The organism is Vagococcus changpingensis, assembly GCF_058211775.1.
In genome coordinates this window covers 394,076-410,197 of sequence record NZ_JBYVZB010000001.1, presented here as the reverse complement: position 1 = coordinate 410,197, position 16,122 = coordinate 394,076, and the positions used below count along the sequence as shown (strand labels likewise).

Below are 16,122 nucleotides of genomic sequence, written 5' to 3'. Positions count from 1 at the left end.
GTTTATATGGTAGGTAATGTTATTCAAATAGTAACAGAGAAATTATCATCTTTGCCTTTTATAGAAGGCATTGTATTAGGGGGCTCACGTGCAAGAGGCACCCATACAGAAAATTCTGATATAGATATCGGAATCTATTACAATTCAGACTCATTTGACCTGACAGCGATTTATCAAATTGCTACAGAGTTGGATGATGAGAATAGAAGCAACCTTATTGTACCTCCCGGAGCATGGGGTGATTGGATTAATGGCGGCGGATGGTTAGTCATAAACGGATATCATGTGGACTTAATTTTACGTGATATTAAACGGGTGGTACAAATAATCAAAGATACGGAGCAAGGAATTGCTACTGCTAATTATCAGACGGGGCATCCCCATGGATATATAAGTGCTATGTATCGAGGAGAATTAGCGATTAGCAAAATACTATATGCTAATGATGAAAACTTTTATGAGTTTAAAAAGCAAGCAGAACGTTATCCAACCGCTTTGCAGAAAGGATTAACTGAATTTTTTATGTTTGAGGCAGGTTTCTCTTTAATGTTTGCTGAGAACAATATAGATAAAGACGATGTATCCTATGTTTGCGGGCATTGCTTTCGAAGCATATCTTCCCTTAATCAAGTCTTATTTGCAGTAAATAAAGAATACTGTATAAATGAAAAAAAGGCTGTTAAGATGATCGAGGATTTTAAGATCAAGCCAAGCGATTACAAGGAAAGGGTCGATAAGGTTATTTCCTTAATATCAACTAATGTAGATTGTACAAGAAAAGGAATAGAGATTCTTCAAAGACTAGTAAATGAGGTTGAATACCTGAAAGGAGCCCATATTCAATGACGGGGCCAGATAAGAAAAAGCTTTATCCGAATGAAAATATAAAGACGGTTTGCTATATAAGTAATCTACCTAAAAGACCAAATGTTGAGATTGGCGAATATACCTATTATAGCGATAATAAAAAGTCTCCAGAGAAATTTTATGATAATATAGAGCATCACTACGAATTTCTTGGAGATAAACTCATTATAGGCAAGTTCTGTGCAATTGCAGCGGGTGTTAAGTTTATCATGAATGGTGCAAATCATAGAATGGATGGAATTACAACCTATCCCTTTAATATCTTTGGCTGTGGTTGGGAGAAGGTAACTCCAACAATAGAGCAGTTACCATTCAAGGGTGATACAGTGATTGGAAATGATGTATGGATTGGACAGAATGTTACCATTATGCCGGGTATTAAAATTGGTGATGGTGCGATTATTGCTGCTAACTCAACAGTAGTAAAAAGTATTGAACCATACACAATATATGGTGGGAATCCAGCTAAATTTATCAAAAAACGATTTAGTGATGAAAAGGTTGAATTCTTGCTAAAGCTCCAATGGTGGAACTGGGGCGAAGAGGAAATATTTAATAATCTTGAAATGTTAACATCCGAAGAAGGGCTAGAGCAATTAATGAAAAATCATTAGACACGGGGCATTTCTACCACGGTACAAAAGGGGACTTAAATCTGGGGGGTTGCTGGAGCCTCGATTTAGTTCTAATTATGGCGAGCAAAAAAAGGCAAACTTCATCTTTAGCATAATAGCTTCGAGATTTATCGCTTATAAATTTTAATTTGAACGGAGGGGTTGCATGGTAAATAAAACAGATGCCATTGAGATAATAACATATGCTGAGGAAAATAAAATTAACATTTGGATAGATGGCGGTTGGGGAGTAGATGCATTATTAGAAGAAGAAACAAGAGTACACAACGATATTGATTTATTTGTGGAAGAAAGTAATGGAAGAAAGTTTATTGAAATATTAAAAGAAAAAGGTTTTGCTGAGGTTACCGAAGCATATACCACCACATCCCACACGGTTTGGAAGGATAGTAAAGGCAGGATAATTGATCTTCATATATTTAAATTCAACGAACAAGGATACATTGTTTTTGAAGGGGAAGCATATCCTCCAGAAGTGTTTAGCGGCATTGGGAAAATAGGCGATAAAACGGTAAGATGTATTGATGCTGAAAATCAAATATTATTTCACTTGGGCTATGAGTATGATGAAAATGATGTGCATGATGTAAAACTATTGTGTGAGAGATTTAATATTCCTGTTCCGAGTGAATACAAGTAACCAAGAGATTCTAATTTAAATAAGCAAAAATTTAAGTAACAAAGGAAAGCATGTGGTCTTCCCAACTAATGGAAAACATGCAATTGAAAAGTTAAGCATGTATTAGATTTCGTTTCTTAAGTCTCATAAGAGAATATTTTAAATAATATCCGACTATACTGTGCACAGATTGTCGGATTGGTAAGCACATCCTTTGATAATATTGACGATGAAAGGAGGTTGTTTGATGGATTCGTTAAGTAGTATGAATAATGCAATGGTATACATTGAAGAGCACTTAACTGAGGATATTGATTATAGTGAAGTCTCTAAAATTGCTTACTGTTCAGAGTATCATTTTAAGCGGATGTTTTCTTTTTTATCAGGTATAAGCTTATCAGAATATATTCGGAGAAGAAGATTAACGCTGGCAGCACTTGATTTGAAAGATAAGGATTTGAGAATAATTGATGTAGCCGTAAAATATGGCTATAATTCAGCTGATTCATTCTCCCGAGCTTTTCATTCTATGCATGGTATTTTACCTTCTGATGCTAGAAGTGAGAATACACAATTAAAAGCCTATCCAAGAATGACCTTTCAATTATCAATTAAAGGAGGATGCGAAATGAACTATCGTATTGTTGAAAAAGAGGCATTTAAGTTAGTCGGATTTAAGAAGAGAGTTCCAGTTATTTTTAAAGGTGTTAATCCAGAGATTGCAAAAATGACTGAACTTTTAACCCCGGAGGTTATTAAACAATTAAAAGCAATTTCAAATGTAGAACCAACTGGTATTATTAGTGCTTCCACTAATTTCTCGGAAGGAAGAATGGAAGAAAGAGGAGAACTAGATCATTACATCGGAGTAGCAACTTCAAGTGATGAAACAGCAGAACTTGATGTATTAAAAATAGAAGCCAGTACCTGGGCAGTTTTCGAATCCATTGGACCCTTCCCGGAAACACTTCAAAATGTATGGGGAAGGATATACTCAGAGTGGTTTCCGTCTTCAGGGTATGAGGCAGTTGAAGGTCCTGAAATTTTGTGGAACGAGAGTCCAAACACTGGAAATCCAAAGTATCGAAGCGAAATCTGGATTCCAGTAAAGAAAAAAGACTATTAATTACATCAATGTTCATGGTTGAGGGTACTCCTTAGTTAGAGTGCCCTTTTCTTTAACAAAGAGGTAGAGAAAGTCGATATGTTCTCACATACGAAAGCCATTAGTTGATATGTTCCCTCAAAGAGAACTTTAAATAAAAATATTTAGCTTACTATTTCTTGACAGCTATCCCCTCATCTCGAAACATATTGAGTGTGTGACAGTGTTAAAGAGAAAATCATAACGAAAAAAGACAAGTAAAAAACTTTACTTGTCTTTTTGTATGTTATAAAAAATATAAATTACTATTAAAATAGATAAAACACGAACATTTCAAACAAAAAAACAACAAAATATAAATAAATGATTGCTATTTTTTAATAGTCACTTTATAATCAATTTTGTTAAAGATATTGACGAACAAAATATATAATGGAAGGTGTAATGTTAGGGAATGGAAAAGTTTTTTAAGTTAAAAGAAAATAATACGACTGTTTCAACAGAAATTATGGCAGGAGTTACAACATTTTTTGCCATGAGTTATATCTTATTTGTGAATCCAACTATTTTATCATTATCAGGAATGCCATTTCAAGCAGTTTTTTTAGCAACTATTATCGCATCCGCAATAGGAACGCTAATAATGGGCTTGTTTGCAAATGTTCCATATGCCCAAGCCCCAGGTATGGGATTAAATGCTTTTTTTACCTTTACAGTTGTGATGGGATTAGGTTATTCATGGGAACAAGGTTTAGCAATGGTTTTCTTATGTGGTATGATTAATATCATTATTACAATTACAAAATTAAGAAAATTAATTATTCAATCAATACCTGAAAGTTTACAACATGCTATTGGTGGAGGAATAGGAATTTTTATTGCATATGTTGGAATTAAAAATGCAGGATTTTTACACTTTACATCAGATGAGAGCGCAATTGTTTCATCAGTTGTTGATGGTGATAAAGCAACAAATGTTGTATCGAATGGGGGAATTGTTCCAGCGTTAGCGAATTTTAATAATCCTGCTATCATATTAGCCTTAATTGGATTAATTATTACAACTATTTTAGTGATAAAAAATGTAAAAGGTGCTATCTTAATAGGTATTGTTATTACAACAATTATGTCAATTCCAATGGGTGTAGTTGATTTAAGTACGATTAATTTTCAACAAAATTCTTTAGTAAACTCAATTAAAGAATTAGGTACAACATTTGGTGCAGCGTTTGGTCCAAATGGTATGCCATCACTGTTTTCTGATGCATCAAAAATTCCACAAGTATTATTAACGGTCTTAGCTTTTAGTTTGTCTGATATTTTTGATACTATTGGCACCTTTATAGGAACTGGTCGTCGTACTGGTATTTTTTCTAAGGAAGAAGAAGAGTCCGTTATGACTAGTCGAGGGATTCATTCAAAAATGGATAAAGCATTGTTTGCAGATGCTATTGCTACAACTGCAGGTGCTATTGTAGGAACAAGTAACGTGACAACCTATGTTGAGAGTGCAGCAGGCATTGGTGCAGGTGGTAGAACGGGGTTAACATCTGTCGTTGTTGCAGCAATGTTCTTATTGAGTAGCTTTTTATCCCCAGTTGTAGGAGCTGTTCCAACACAAGCAACTGCGCCGGCATTAATTTTGGTTGGCGTGATGATGATGTCATCATTTAAAGAAATTGAGTGGACCAATTTAGAAGATGCCATTCCAGCCTTCTTTACTTCAATTTTTATGGGACTAGCTTATAGTATTTCTTATGGTATTGCTGCTGGCTTTATATTTTTTGTGTTGATCAAAGTAGTTAAAGGAAAAGTAAAAGAGATTTCTCCAGTTTTATGGATCGTTACTGGACTATTTATTATTAACTTTATTGTTTTAGCAACATTATAATAAGTATTAAATAAAAAGAATAAAACGTATCTGATTAATAATTATGTCAGGTGCGTTTTTTTATGTAAAAAATGTATTAAATGGTTAAAAAAATAATTTCTAGGTTTTCAGATTATAAACCTATGTTATAATAAGAAAAGTATCATAAAGCAAGTATTTGGGGGGATTATTAATAGTGTAAATACTTATAAAAAAAATGAAGGGGGAGGAGCAAGATGATATTAACTGGAACGAGCTTGTTCAGACCTGAGATTTGGCAAAATTTACTCAACAAGTATTTAACTTTGAGTGTTTTGATCCATGTAGTAGATATATTAGTCGTTTGGTATGTTGTTTACAAGTTTTTAATGCTATTAAATGACACAAAGGCTATCCAAGTTTTTAAGGGGATCGCAGTGATTATCATTGTAAGAATCGTTAGTGATTTTTTAGGTTTAAATACTGTTTCATGGCTAATGAATCAGGTGATCACTTATGGTGTTGTCGCAGCAATTGTTATTTTTCAACCAGAAGTTAGACGAGGGCTAGAACATCTTGGTAGAGGAGCTGCCTTAACACATTCTAGCAGACAAAAAAACATGCAACAGTCTTTTATAACAGCTTTAGATGAAGCACTACAGTATATGTCTAAACGGAAAATTGGTGCGTTGATTACTATTCAACGAAATGATAATTTAATCGATATTATTGAAAGTGGTATTCCACTTGATGCAGATATTTCTAGTCAGTTATTAATTAATATTTTTATTCCAAATACTCCATTACATGATGGTGCAGTGATTATTAAAGACAATAAAATAGCATCCGCTTCAAGTTATTTACCTCTGTCTGAGAGTAATAAAATTCCAAAAGAGTTTGGAACAAGACATCGTGCTGCAATTGGTGTCAGTGAAACATCAGATGCCTTAACACTTGTTGTATCAGAAGAAACAGGAGAGGTTAGTATTACACACAATAAAATATTTCTACCTGGACTTCAACGTGAAGCGTATCTGGAAGTGTTAAAACAAGAATTATCTGATTTTAGTGAAGAAGAGTCACAATCAGGTATTGCGTTGTTTATTGAAGACGTAAAAAAAAGCTTTAAAAAAGGAGGCAAAAAAGATGAAAAATGATAGTAGATCACCTTGGTTTATTCGAATTTTATCTCTCTTTTTTGCTATTCTATTATATTATAATGCTAATTCGTTTGTTATTTCGAATAAATCCGTTACAGGAACGATGAAAGAATTGCAAGCAACAGCTGAAAATGTACCTGTCAATGTAACGTATAATCAAGATAAATACTTTATTTCTGGTTACCAAGAAACCGTTTCTGTTGATTTAACAAGTAATAATAAAATTTTACTTGATAAAGAATCCAATGCTGAGACACGAGGATTTTCAGTTGTCATGGACTTAACTAAATATAATGTAGGAACACATGAGGTACCTTTAGAGGTAGTTGGGTTGCCTAATTCTGTTAAGGGAACTATTAAGCCAAGCAAACTATCAGTAACGATCGAAAATAAGGATAGTAATACATTCAAAGTGGAACCGGCAATTGATAATAAAATTTATCAAGAGGGTTACTCAACAAATGAAGCAACAATTGACCCGATGACTGTAAAAGTAAGTGGTTCAGAAGCATCTGTCAAAGAAGTAGACAGAGTGATTGCAGGTGTGAGTGATAAAACAAATGTGACAAGCAATTTTTCTGAAAGAGTCAAACCTTATGCAGTCAATAAATCTGGCGAGCCCCTTGATGTAAAAATTGAACCTGAAACAGTTAGTGTGAATGTAAAAGTAACGGTCCCAAGCAAACGAGTAAAAGTTACACCTGTTCAGTCAGGAACGATACCTAAAGGGATAAAAGATTTTACCTTTACTATTAAAGATGACATGGTTGATATTGAAGGGCCTAAAGAAGTACTAGATGAAATAAACGGTATTGAATTAAAAATTGATACAAGTAATATTAAAGAAACGGTAACTAGCTCATATGCTGTTGTTGTTCCAAATGGAGTGAAAGTTATTCCAGAAACTGTCTCAGTGACAGTTAAACCAAATGAAGTAAAAACATCAACGAGTGATAGTTCGAGTAAATAAAATAAAAGAATAAATTGTAAATTGAGTTAGGAGATAAAAAAATGGGTAAATATTTTGGAACTGATGGTGTTAGAGGAATAGCCAATAAAGAATTGACACCAGAGTTAGCATTTAAAATCGGACGTTGTGGAGGACATGTTTTATGTCAGCACAGCCATTTGACAGAAGGAAAACCACAGGTATTAGTAGGCAGAGATACGCGAATTTCTGGTCAATTATTAGAACAAGCATTAATTTCTGGATTGTTATCAGTTGGAATCGAAGTATTGCAACTTGGCGTTATTTCAACTCCTGGTGTGGCTTATTTAACAAGAACACAAAAAGCAGCTGCTGGTGTTATGATTTCAGCATCACATAATCCTGCTGAAGATAATGGGATTAAATTCTTTGGTCCTGATGGCTTCAAATTATCTGATGAAGAGGAAGAGGAGATTGAGGTATTATTAGATGCGGAAACAGATTTATTGCCTCGTCCATCAGCTTTAGGGCTAGGAACATTGAATATCTACCGTGAGGGTTCTCAAAAATATATTGAATTCTTGAAAAAAACGGTATCTGAATCGTTGAATGGATTAACTGTTTGTCTAGATGGAGCAAACGGTGCAACTAGTCCATTGATTAATCAATTATTTGCTGATTTAGATACTGATTTCTATACAATGGGAGTAAGACCAGATGGATTAAATATTAATGACGGTGTAGGATCGACTCATCCTGAAGAATTAACTAAATTTGTTGTTGAAAAAGAAGCAGACTTAGGCTTGGCATTTGATGGTGATGGTGATCGCGTAATAGCAGTTGATGAAAATGGTCAAATTGTTGATGGAGATAAAATTTTATATATTTGCGGAAAATATCTTGCATCAAACGATGAATTGAATAAAAATACGATTGTTGCAACAGTTATGAGTAACTTAGGTTTCCATAAAGCTGTTGAAGAAGCTGGCTTAGCAGCTGTAACAACTCAAGTAGGAGATCGTTATGTTGTAGAAGAAATGAGAAAGTCTGGTTACAATCTTGGTGGAGAACAATCTGGACATATTGTTTTCTTACAACATAATACAACTGGTGATGGTTTATTATCTGGTATTCAACTAATGCAAGTGATGAAATCTTCCGGTAAAAAATTATCTGAATTAGTAGCGGATATTGAAGAATATCCCCAAAAATTGGTTAATATTAAAGTATCAGATAAATATGGTGCAATGGATGTTCCGGCGATTAAAGCAGTAATTGAAGAAGTAGAAGGAGAAATGGACGGCGATGGTCGTGTCTTAGTAAGACCTTCAGGAACTGAACCGCTATTACGTGTGATGGCCGAAGCACCAACAGAAGAAAAAGTAAATTATTATGTAGAAAAAATTGCGAATGTCGTGATTCAAGAAATAGGAATTTAAGGTTTGCAAAAAATGATGTTATTCAGGGATGATAACATCATTTTTTTGTCTATACCAAAATGACATAAAAAGAAAGATAAATTTATTTTAATGTTGACTGAAAGTTTATTAAAGGTTATTATAATCTTGTTTCTATTTTTTATTACTATTTAAGGTATCTATACCAATTTAGCGCCAGACCTTTTTAGGTGACGAGGAATGAGTTTATCGAAAATTCGGCGGGTGGCTCATAGGGTTTGCACTCTTAGGATAAAGACAAAATAGCAAGGGAACTTGTTTGACAAAACTTTATTCATGCAAAAAAATAGAAACAACTATTTTAAAAGAAAGTTGGAAATATGAATGTGTGGAATAGTTGGAGTAATCGGAAACAACCAAGCGAAAGATATCTTGTTAACAGGATTAGAAAAATTAGAATATAGAGGCTATGATTCAGCAGGAATTATGGTAGCGGATGATACAGAAGCTTACCTTGTTAAAGCACCAGGTCGTGTGAGTGAATTAAAAGCTTTGGCTAATAACATTCCTGAAGGCCATATTGGAATTGGTCATACACGTTGGGCAACGCATGGTGTACCAAATACAGAAAATGCACACCCACATCAATCAACAAGTGGAAAATTCTGTTTAGTACATAATGGCGTGATTGAAAATTATTTAGAGTTAAAAAATGATTATTTAACTGATATCGCCTTAAAAGGGGATACAGATAGTGAGATTGTCGTTGAATTGGTTGATTATTTTTATCGTCAAGGTAAAACGCCTTTTGAAGCATTTAAAGCAGCTTTAGACAAAGTAGAAGGTTCTTATGCGATTGCATTAATGGACGTAGAAGATAGCAACACACTATACCTTGCGAAAAATAAAAGCCCATTACTAATCGGACTTGGCGAAAATTGCCATTATGTTGGTAGTGATGCAATGGCCATGATTAATGAAACAAATGAATTTGTTGAAATTAAAGATGGTGAACGCATTATTTTAACACCAGGTGAGTTGACTATTTTTGATAGAGAGTCAAATAAATTATCACGTGAGTCTTTTGTGGCTGATATTGATGCAACAGACACTGAAAAAGGTTTATACCCTCATTACATGTTAAAAGAAATTGATGAGCAACCAAGTGTGATGAGAAAATTAATTTCTGAATATTTAACAGAAGATGGCAAGACAACAATTGATGAAGATATTATCTCTCATATGGCATCAAGTGATCGTATCTATATCGTTGGATGCGGTACAAGTTGGCATGCCGGTTTAGTTGGTAAAAAAATCATTGAAGAGTTAACGCATATTCCAGTTGAAGTACATTTAGCTAGTGAGATGGGCTATGATATGCCAATTTTATCAGAGAAGCCTTTCTTCATTTTCTTAACGCAAAGTGGTGAAACAGCTGATAGTCGTCAAGTATTGGTTAAAGTAAATGAATTGAATTTACCATCACTGACTATTACGAACGTAAAAGGTTCTACACTATCACGTGAAGCGACCTACACGTTATTATTACATGCCGGTCCAGAAATTGCCGTAGCATCAACAAAAGCTTATACGTCTCAAATTGCAGTTATGGCTTATTTAGCACAATCTATTGGATTAAAAAAAGGATTAGAAAAAGCGTCATCAATTGATTTAGCTCATGAGATGGCAATTATCGCCTCTGTAATGGATTCAATGATTAGTGAAAAAGAATTAATAGCTGGTCTTAGCGAGTCGCTCTTAGGAACAACACGCAATGCCTTCTTTATTGGTCGTGGACTAGATTATGCCGTATCGATGGAAGCAGCGCTTAAATTAAAAGAAATTTCTTATATTCAAGCAGAAGGATTTGCTGCTGGGGAATTAAAACATGGAACCATTGCCTTGATTGAAGAAGGCACACCAGTCATTTCGATTATCACAGATGAAAAAACAGCCAGTCATACACGCGGAAACGCAAAAGAAGTGGAAAGTCGTGGGGCAAATGTTTTAACAATCTCACTTGAAAATGTCGCACATGAAGGCGACGAACTCGTGTTGTTGCCAGTACATGAACTACTAACACCACTAGTTAGTGTGGTGCCGTTACAATTATTAGCATATTATGCCAGTTTGCAAAGAGGATTAGATGTTGATAAACCACGTAACTTAGCAAAAAGTGTGACAGTAGAATAAACAATTAAAACCAATTTTCTTAAGTGAAGGTTGGTTTTTTTGTATAATATTTAAAAAGAGTGGAGTGGTTAAAAATTAAATTTGCTCAATTACTTCAGTTGTGACTCATAAAGAGTCGTTTAAAGAAAATATTTTATATCATTTTGATAAGAAAATCGAAAAATTATTTAAAAATGTTGTTATATCAGTAGATAAAAAATGAAAAAGTCACTATTAGTGGAAAAGATATCATAAAAAAATTTACTATATCTGATTTAAATGACAAATGATTGGTTGACGATTTAGGCAATGAATATGAACTAGCTTATACTATAGATAACACAATAATCAAAAGATATTTTTACATAACAAAAAGTCGAAAATTGAATTAATTTTCGACTTTTTGTTATGTTTTAATTTAATCTTCAATATTTGTTTGTAGAAAGGATGTTTCATTGTAATTAATTCCTTGGCGTAGTTGATTTGCCATAGTATTAGAAATTCGCCCTTGTTCAAGAAGCTTTTGAATCATACCTCTTTCTTCATCAAGAGCCCTTAAAAAATAATCTCTGTATATCTCTTGATAAGATGATTCTTGAATAAGATGATAATGCTGAATGCGATGTATCTTACTTGTATATTCCATCATAAGTTGGTTTAAAATATTATATTTTACTGTAAAATATTTGTCTGCTTTATCTAAATTATTTTGACAATCATTTAACATATCAAAAGTTGCTTCAGAACTTTTAACTTCTAATAAAGTAATTTTTTTAATATTATCTAATTGAGATTTTTCAGGTTGTCGTTTTAAAAAAGTTTGATATACAAGTCTTTTGATTTTTTTCTGAGCTTTATATAAAGAGCGTTGTACGATGATTTTAACATTACTTGAATGGGCACGTTGTTTGTATTCAAGCATTTTTAAATAATTTTGTTCAATTTTTTTAGGTAATGCTAATTGAGGTAATATCTCCATTACTTTATTTGTTTCAAAATCTGCTGCTTGGCATCTATAATCTGATTCTAATTCATAATAAACAGTGTTAGATGTGTGATTATCATCTAAGTATAAGAAACGTAATTGCTTATCAAAATCTTGTAAAATATCATTAATAATTAATTGATTTTCATTATTTAGCTCTTGTTGCAAGGATTGAATGGCTCGCTTAGTCATCAATTTTCTAGCTTCTATTTCAGGTAGTTGAGATGAATTATTTGAGTCATCAATAGGTTCTTGTGTTCCTTCATCCCCAGCCAAAATCAATCGCTTTTTCTGTTTTGTGAAAATAGGCAATGTAATCACAGCAACTAGTAAACTTGCTAAAATAACGCCACTAGCTAAAAAGATAATCAGATATCGTTCTTGGAATACAGCACCATCTGGTAAAAAGAATGGAATAGATAAAACCATCGCCATAGTGACAGCTCCCCTAACACCAGTTAATCCCGTTAAAATAGCAATAGAAAATTTGGGCTTTAGTTGGATGTTATCTTTTGCTTTAAAGTAATGATACCACATGTAAGCATACGTCCATAATGTTCTTATTATCATCAGTATAAGCCACACGATGATAACATAAAGGATTAACAGAGCATTATTAATAGTAGGATTAATAATGGCTCCACGCATAGCATAAGGAAGAGTTGTACCTAATACGACAAAAACAATGCCATTTAGCAAGTAAATAATAATATCCCATAATTTATTGGTTACAATTTTTATCTCAGAAAATTGTCCTCTAAATAATGGCTCTTGCTGAATGGCCATAACACCTGAAACGACTACTGCAATAACTCCTGATGCCCGAACGATTTCTGCCATAATAAAAATAACAAAAGGCGTCATTACTTGAAGAGACGAATGTAAAATGACATCTTGAATGCCCTGCCTTAACAAACTCCTTTGAATCAAATAAATTAGTCGACTGATGATATAGCCAGTCAGTATACCGATTAAAGTCATATAAATAAAGTCACCAGAGGCTTGTCTTAATGAGAAAGTGCCAGTTAGAAAGGCCGCTAGTGCATATTTAAATGCGATTAATCCACTAGCATCATTAATCAAACTCTCCCCACTGATTAACGTTAAAATTCGTTTAGGAAGTTTTACTTGTTCAGCGATACCTTGAACTGCTACTGGATCGGTTGGTGATAATACAGCTGCCAAAGCAAAGGCTAATGGCAAGCTGACTTGTGGGATAAATAAATTAATTAATAGTCCTCCTGCAATTGTAGTAAGAAAGACAAGGAAAATAGCATTAGCAAAAATTGGAGCTCGTAGTTCCCATAATTCTTTCTTTGGAAAATGCTTGGCATCATTGTATAAAAGTGGTGCTACAAATAACAACATAAACCAATCAGTTTGTAATTCTATATCTAAATGTAAAAATAATGCGGCAATAACACCAACGGCTATTTCAATTAATGCGGTAGGAACTGCCACAAGATAGTGACTGATAATATTAGATAGAATAACGAGTATAATCAGTAAAATAGTGGTTTCTAATACTGCCATAGCTTCACCTCCATTTTTTGTATATAATAAGTATAGCAAAAATCTGTATGAATAATAGCCTTTTCTAATAAAACAGTGTTAAAATTATTATGTGTTAACAATCTTGGGATATTGTTCGTTTTAATATAAACGTTAACATGTTATTCTATAATGAGGGGATTGTGAGAACGAAAGTGGGTAAAAAGATGTTAGAAATAAATAACGTAACAAAAACGTTTGGTACAGGAGATTCATTATTTCAAGCACTAAAGGGAGTGAGCCTCAGTGTAAAAGAGGGTGAATTTGTTGGCATTATGGGTCCTTCTGGAAGTGGTAAATCAACTCTTCTAAATCTCGTTGGTACAATAGATCAGCCTTCATCAGGAAACATCACAATTGATGGTGAACGAGCGTCGAATTTAAATCAAGAGGATTTAGCAAAATTTAGACGAAATCAATTAGGGTTTGTATTTCAAGGATTTAACTTGATACCCACCTTAACCGTAGCAGAAAATATTGTGCTACCATTGACACTAGATGGTGAAAAAGTTAGTGTTATGACAAAAAAATTAAATGATATCTCTGAAGTATTAGGTATTGAATCATTGTTAAACAAACGAATTAGTAATATTTCTGGTGGACAAGCACAACGTGTTGCTATTGCACGTTCAATGATTCATGAACCAAAGTTATTACTAGCAGATGAACCAACTGGAAATTTAGACACGAAATCATCAAAAGACGTTATGAGATTATTATCAGAGTTAAATACTAGACTTAATTCTACGATTTTAATGGTGACGCATGATGTTCTTGCTGCAAGTTATTGTCAGCGTATTGTGTTTATTAAAGATGGTGAATTAAGCGATGAAATTAGTCGACATAGTTCTCAAAGTGAGTTTTATGATGATATTCTATTTAGTTTGAGGCAGTTGGAAGGTGAAGTATATGACTTTTAAGGAATTTATTTATAAAAATACTATTCGAAATAAACCATTATATCTAGCCTATTTTTTAAGCACGTTAACAACTGTCATGACGTTTTTAACTTTTTTAACTTTCTCTAATCATCCATCTCTTGGTGAATCATCTATGCATCCGTTTGTTATAGTGGGCATGAATCTATCGTCAAGTATTATTTATATTTTTTCATTTTTTTACGTGTTATATTCTATGGACATCTTTCTCCAATCACGTAAGAAAGAGTTTGGTTTGTTGTTAATCCAAGGGATGTCTCCAAAACAGTTAAGAAAGATGATTTTTCAAGAAAATACTATAGTGGGATTTTTTGCCACAGTTATTGGTATTCTAGCTGGCTTAATATTTTCACAAGTGCTATTATTTTTGAGTAAAAAGATATTAATGGTTCAATTAGCTTTTTATTTTCCATTAAAGTCAATTGTGATAACGTTTGTCGCGTTTACTATTCTATTCTTTTTGAGTTCTTTCTTTATTCAATTTAAGATTCCTAAAATGGACATTCAAGAATTGATTAAAAGTGAAGATTTAGGAAAAGAGGAAATCAAATCATCCAAGATAAAATCGATTTTTGCCTTATTATTTATTGGAATGGGGTATGCGATTGCTTTGTACGCTCAAGGTATGCAGGTTTTTGTGGCTATGATACCTGTTGTATTGATGGTAATTATTGGGACTTATTTTTTGTTTAATCAGTTAAGTATTCTCGTTGTTACACAACTACAAAAAAATAAACAACGGTTTTGGAAAAAAACGAATATGCTAGTCTATTCAGATTTGGGCTTTCGGATGAAGGATAATGCACGGTCATTTTTTTTGGTAGCAATCATCACAACTGTTGTGTTCGCTGCTATTGGCTCTTTAGCAGGGTTAAAAGAAATGACAGTTGCTTCTGTCAATGCGATGACTTATGACTTTTATTTATCAGACTCTGATGGTAATCAAGAAAGATTAGTTAATAATTTAGGGGCAGTTCAAAGTGAAATGGATAATCAAGACTTAAATATGACAGAACTTCGTATGAAAGTGGTCTATGTTCCAGAATCTAAACATCAAAATGGGTACAGAGTCATTAGTACAAATGGGTATAATAACATTGCAAAATATACTAAAAATAAAAAAATATTGGATACTAATCAGTCTTATCGATTAAATATTGATAGTAACCTATTATCAGGACAACCTCAAACAAGCTACTTAAAAGAGTTACCATTACCTGATGGGACAAGTGTACCTGTGAATAATTTTGAGGTGGAAAAAGTGGTTATTCCTGGTTTTCAAAATGTGTATGTAGTACCTAAAACAGTTTATAGTCAATTTGCTAAAAAATATGGGATTCAGCAAGAAATTGGATGGATGGGCAATCCGAAAGATCACGATCAACAGTTAAAGGTTGCGACACACTTAAAAGAAATTGAAGGTCTTCAAAGTAAGCCATTAATTATTGAATCCATTACAGAAACTTATACACCTGTATTATTTGTTGGCTTTTTTATTGGTACTATTTTCTTTGTGTCTGCTGGTAGTTTTTTATATTTTAGGTTATATAGTGATATGGCAGTAGATATTCAAAAATTTAAAATAGTTTATAAATTAGGACTTAGTCGCAAAGAAATCAAGAAGACTGTTTATAGACAAGTTGGTATTTTATTTTTTACTCCAATTATAGTGTCTTCTGTTCATGGATTAGTAGCGTTAAAAGCAATGTATGCTTTATTTAATCAAAGATTACAAATGATGGCATTTATGATTATAGGTCTATTTTTAGTTATACAAATTATTTATTATTTAATCGCAAGTCATTTTTATTTTAGAAAATTATATCAAGAGGTCACTATAGAATAGAAAACAGAGTAATTGGTTTGTCTTCACTCTGAGACGATTTTCTTCTTCCAAAATCGTCTCTTTTTTTCTA

General features: G+C 33.1%; 12 protein-coding genes. 11 read left to right on the top strand and 1 reads right to left on the bottom strand.

Annotated elements, in window-relative coordinates:
• Nucleotides 1-6 precede the first annotated feature (6 nt).
• The 9 genes from AC37UB_RS02075 to glmS all read left to right on the top strand — a co-directional run bounded on the left by AC37UB_RS02075 (nt 7) and on the right by glmS (nt 10,753).
• Complete coding sequence (locus AC37UB_RS02075; RefSeq protein WP_420021747.1) at nt 7-846, top strand: nucleotidyltransferase domain-containing protein; 840 nt, start codon at nt 7-9, stop codon at nt 844-846.
• Entirely contained in the window at nt 843-1,481 is a 639-nt protein-coding gene (locus tag AC37UB_RS02070; RefSeq protein ID WP_420021746.1) for a Vat family streptogramin A O-acetyltransferase, read from the top strand. Before AC37UB_RS02075 ends, AC37UB_RS02070 begins: the two co-directional genes overlap by 4 nt.
• 166 nt (nt 1,482-1,647) lie before the next feature.
• Nucleotides 1,648-2,142 carry a nucleotidyltransferase domain-containing protein gene (locus tag AC37UB_RS02065; RefSeq protein WP_285215429.1) on the top strand — a complete coding sequence of 165 codons (495 nt, stop codon included), beginning with the start codon at nt 1,648-1,650 and terminating at the stop codon, nt 2,140-2,142.
• A 208-nt stretch (nt 2,143-2,350) separates the two neighbouring features.
• Entirely contained in the window at nt 2,351-3,247 is an 897-nt protein-coding gene (locus AC37UB_RS02060) for an AraC family transcriptional regulator (protein ID WP_490685260.1), read from the top strand.
• A 433-nt stretch (nt 3,248-3,680) separates the two neighbouring features.
• Nucleotides 3,681-5,117: an NCS2 family permease gene (locus tag AC37UB_RS02055; protein ID WP_241699040.1), complete on the top strand. Its 1,437-nt coding sequence runs from the start codon at nt 3,681-3,683 to the stop codon at nt 5,115-5,117.
• 215 nt (nt 5,118-5,332) lie between these two features.
• On the top strand, nt 5,333-6,232 hold the full coding sequence (gene cdaA / locus AC37UB_RS02050) for a diadenylate cyclase CdaA (protein WP_241699039.1): 900 nt from the start codon (nt 5,333-5,335) through the stop codon (nt 6,230-6,232).
• Nucleotides 6,222-7,205 carry a CdaR family protein gene (locus tag AC37UB_RS02045; RefSeq protein ID WP_241699038.1) on the top strand — a complete coding sequence of 328 codons (984 nt, stop codon included), beginning with the start codon at nt 6,222-6,224 and terminating at the stop codon, nt 7,203-7,205. Before cdaA ends, AC37UB_RS02045 begins: the two co-directional genes overlap by 11 nt.
• Nucleotides 7,206-7,246: 41 nt before the next feature.
• Complete coding sequence (glmM, locus tag AC37UB_RS02040) at nt 7,247-8,602, top strand: phosphoglucosamine mutase (protein ID WP_241699037.1); 1,356 nt, start codon at nt 7,247-7,249, stop codon at nt 8,600-8,602.
• 342 nt (nt 8,603-8,944) lie between these two features.
• The gene (gene glmS, locus AC37UB_RS02035) at nt 8,945-10,753 is read left to right on the top strand and encodes a glutamine--fructose-6-phosphate transaminase (isomerizing) (RefSeq protein WP_241699036.1); all 1,809 of its coding nucleotides are present in this window, start codon (nt 8,945-8,947) and stop codon (nt 10,751-10,753) included.
• Between the two features lie 397 nt (nt 10,754-11,150).
• Here glmS and AC37UB_RS02030 read toward each other — a convergent pair whose 3' ends face one another.
• Nucleotides 11,151-13,250, bottom strand: a complete 2,100-nt coding sequence (locus tag AC37UB_RS02030; RefSeq protein ID WP_490685259.1) for a Na+/H+ antiporter — start codon at nt 13,248-13,250, stop codon at nt 11,151-11,153.
• Nucleotides 13,251-13,435: 185 nt separating this feature from the next.
• On the opposite strand from AC37UB_RS02030, the gene AC37UB_RS02025 reads away from it, so the two are divergent.
• Together AC37UB_RS02025 and AC37UB_RS02020 are read left to right on the top strand one after the other, a co-directional pair.
• Nucleotides 13,436-14,188: an ABC transporter ATP-binding protein gene (locus tag AC37UB_RS02025; RefSeq protein ID WP_241699219.1), complete on the top strand. Its 753-nt coding sequence runs from the start codon at nt 13,436-13,438 to the stop codon at nt 14,186-14,188.
• On the top strand, nt 14,178-16,052 hold the full coding sequence (locus tag AC37UB_RS02020) for an ABC transporter permease (protein ID WP_490685258.1): 1,875 nt from the start codon (nt 14,178-14,180) through the stop codon (nt 16,050-16,052). Before AC37UB_RS02025 ends, AC37UB_RS02020 begins: the two co-directional genes overlap by 11 nt.
• Nucleotides 16,053-16,122 lie beyond the last annotated feature (70 nt).

Excerpts from the sequence above, each read along its gene's own strand:
- AC37UB_RS02065 (WP_285215429.1), top strand. The coding sequence starts at position 1,648 with ATGGTAAATAAAACAGATGCCATTGAGATAATAACATATGCTGAGGAA.
- AC37UB_RS02070 (WP_420021746.1), top strand. The coding sequence starts at position 843 with ATGACGGGGCCAGATAAGAAAAAGCTTTATCCGAATGAAAATATAAAG.
- AC37UB_RS02060 (WP_490685260.1), top strand. The coding sequence starts at position 2,351 with ATGAAAGGAGGTTGTTTGATGGATTCGTTAAGTAGTATGAATAATGCA.
- glmM (WP_241699037.1), top strand. The coding sequence starts at position 7,247 with ATGGGTAAATATTTTGGAACTGATGGTGTTAGAGGAATAGCCAATAAA.
- AC37UB_RS02025 (WP_241699219.1), top strand. The coding sequence starts at position 13,436 with ATGTTAGAAATAAATAACGTAACAAAAACGTTTGGTACAGGAGATTCA.
- AC37UB_RS02055 (WP_241699040.1), top strand. The coding sequence starts at position 3,681 with ATGGAAAAGTTTTTTAAGTTAAAAGAAAATAATACGACTGTTTCAACA.
- glmS (WP_241699036.1), top strand. The coding sequence starts at position 8,945 with ATGTGTGGAATAGTTGGAGTAATCGGAAACAACCAAGCGAAAGATATC.
- cdaA (WP_241699039.1), top strand. The coding sequence starts at position 5,333 with ATGATATTAACTGGAACGAGCTTGTTCAGACCTGAGATTTGGCAAAAT.
- AC37UB_RS02020 (WP_490685258.1), top strand. The coding sequence starts at position 14,178 with ATGACTTTTAAGGAATTTATTTATAAAAATACTATTCGAAATAAACCA.
- AC37UB_RS02030 (WP_490685259.1), bottom strand. The coding sequence starts at position 13,250 with ATGGCAGTATTAGAAACCACTATTTTACTGATTATACTCGTTATTCTA.
- AC37UB_RS02045 (WP_241699038.1), top strand. The coding sequence starts at position 6,222 with ATGAAAAATGATAGTAGATCACCTTGGTTTATTCGAATTTTATCTCTC.
- AC37UB_RS02075 (WP_420021747.1), top strand. The coding sequence starts at position 7 with ATGGTAGGTAATGTTATTCAAATAGTAACAGAGAAATTATCATCTTTG.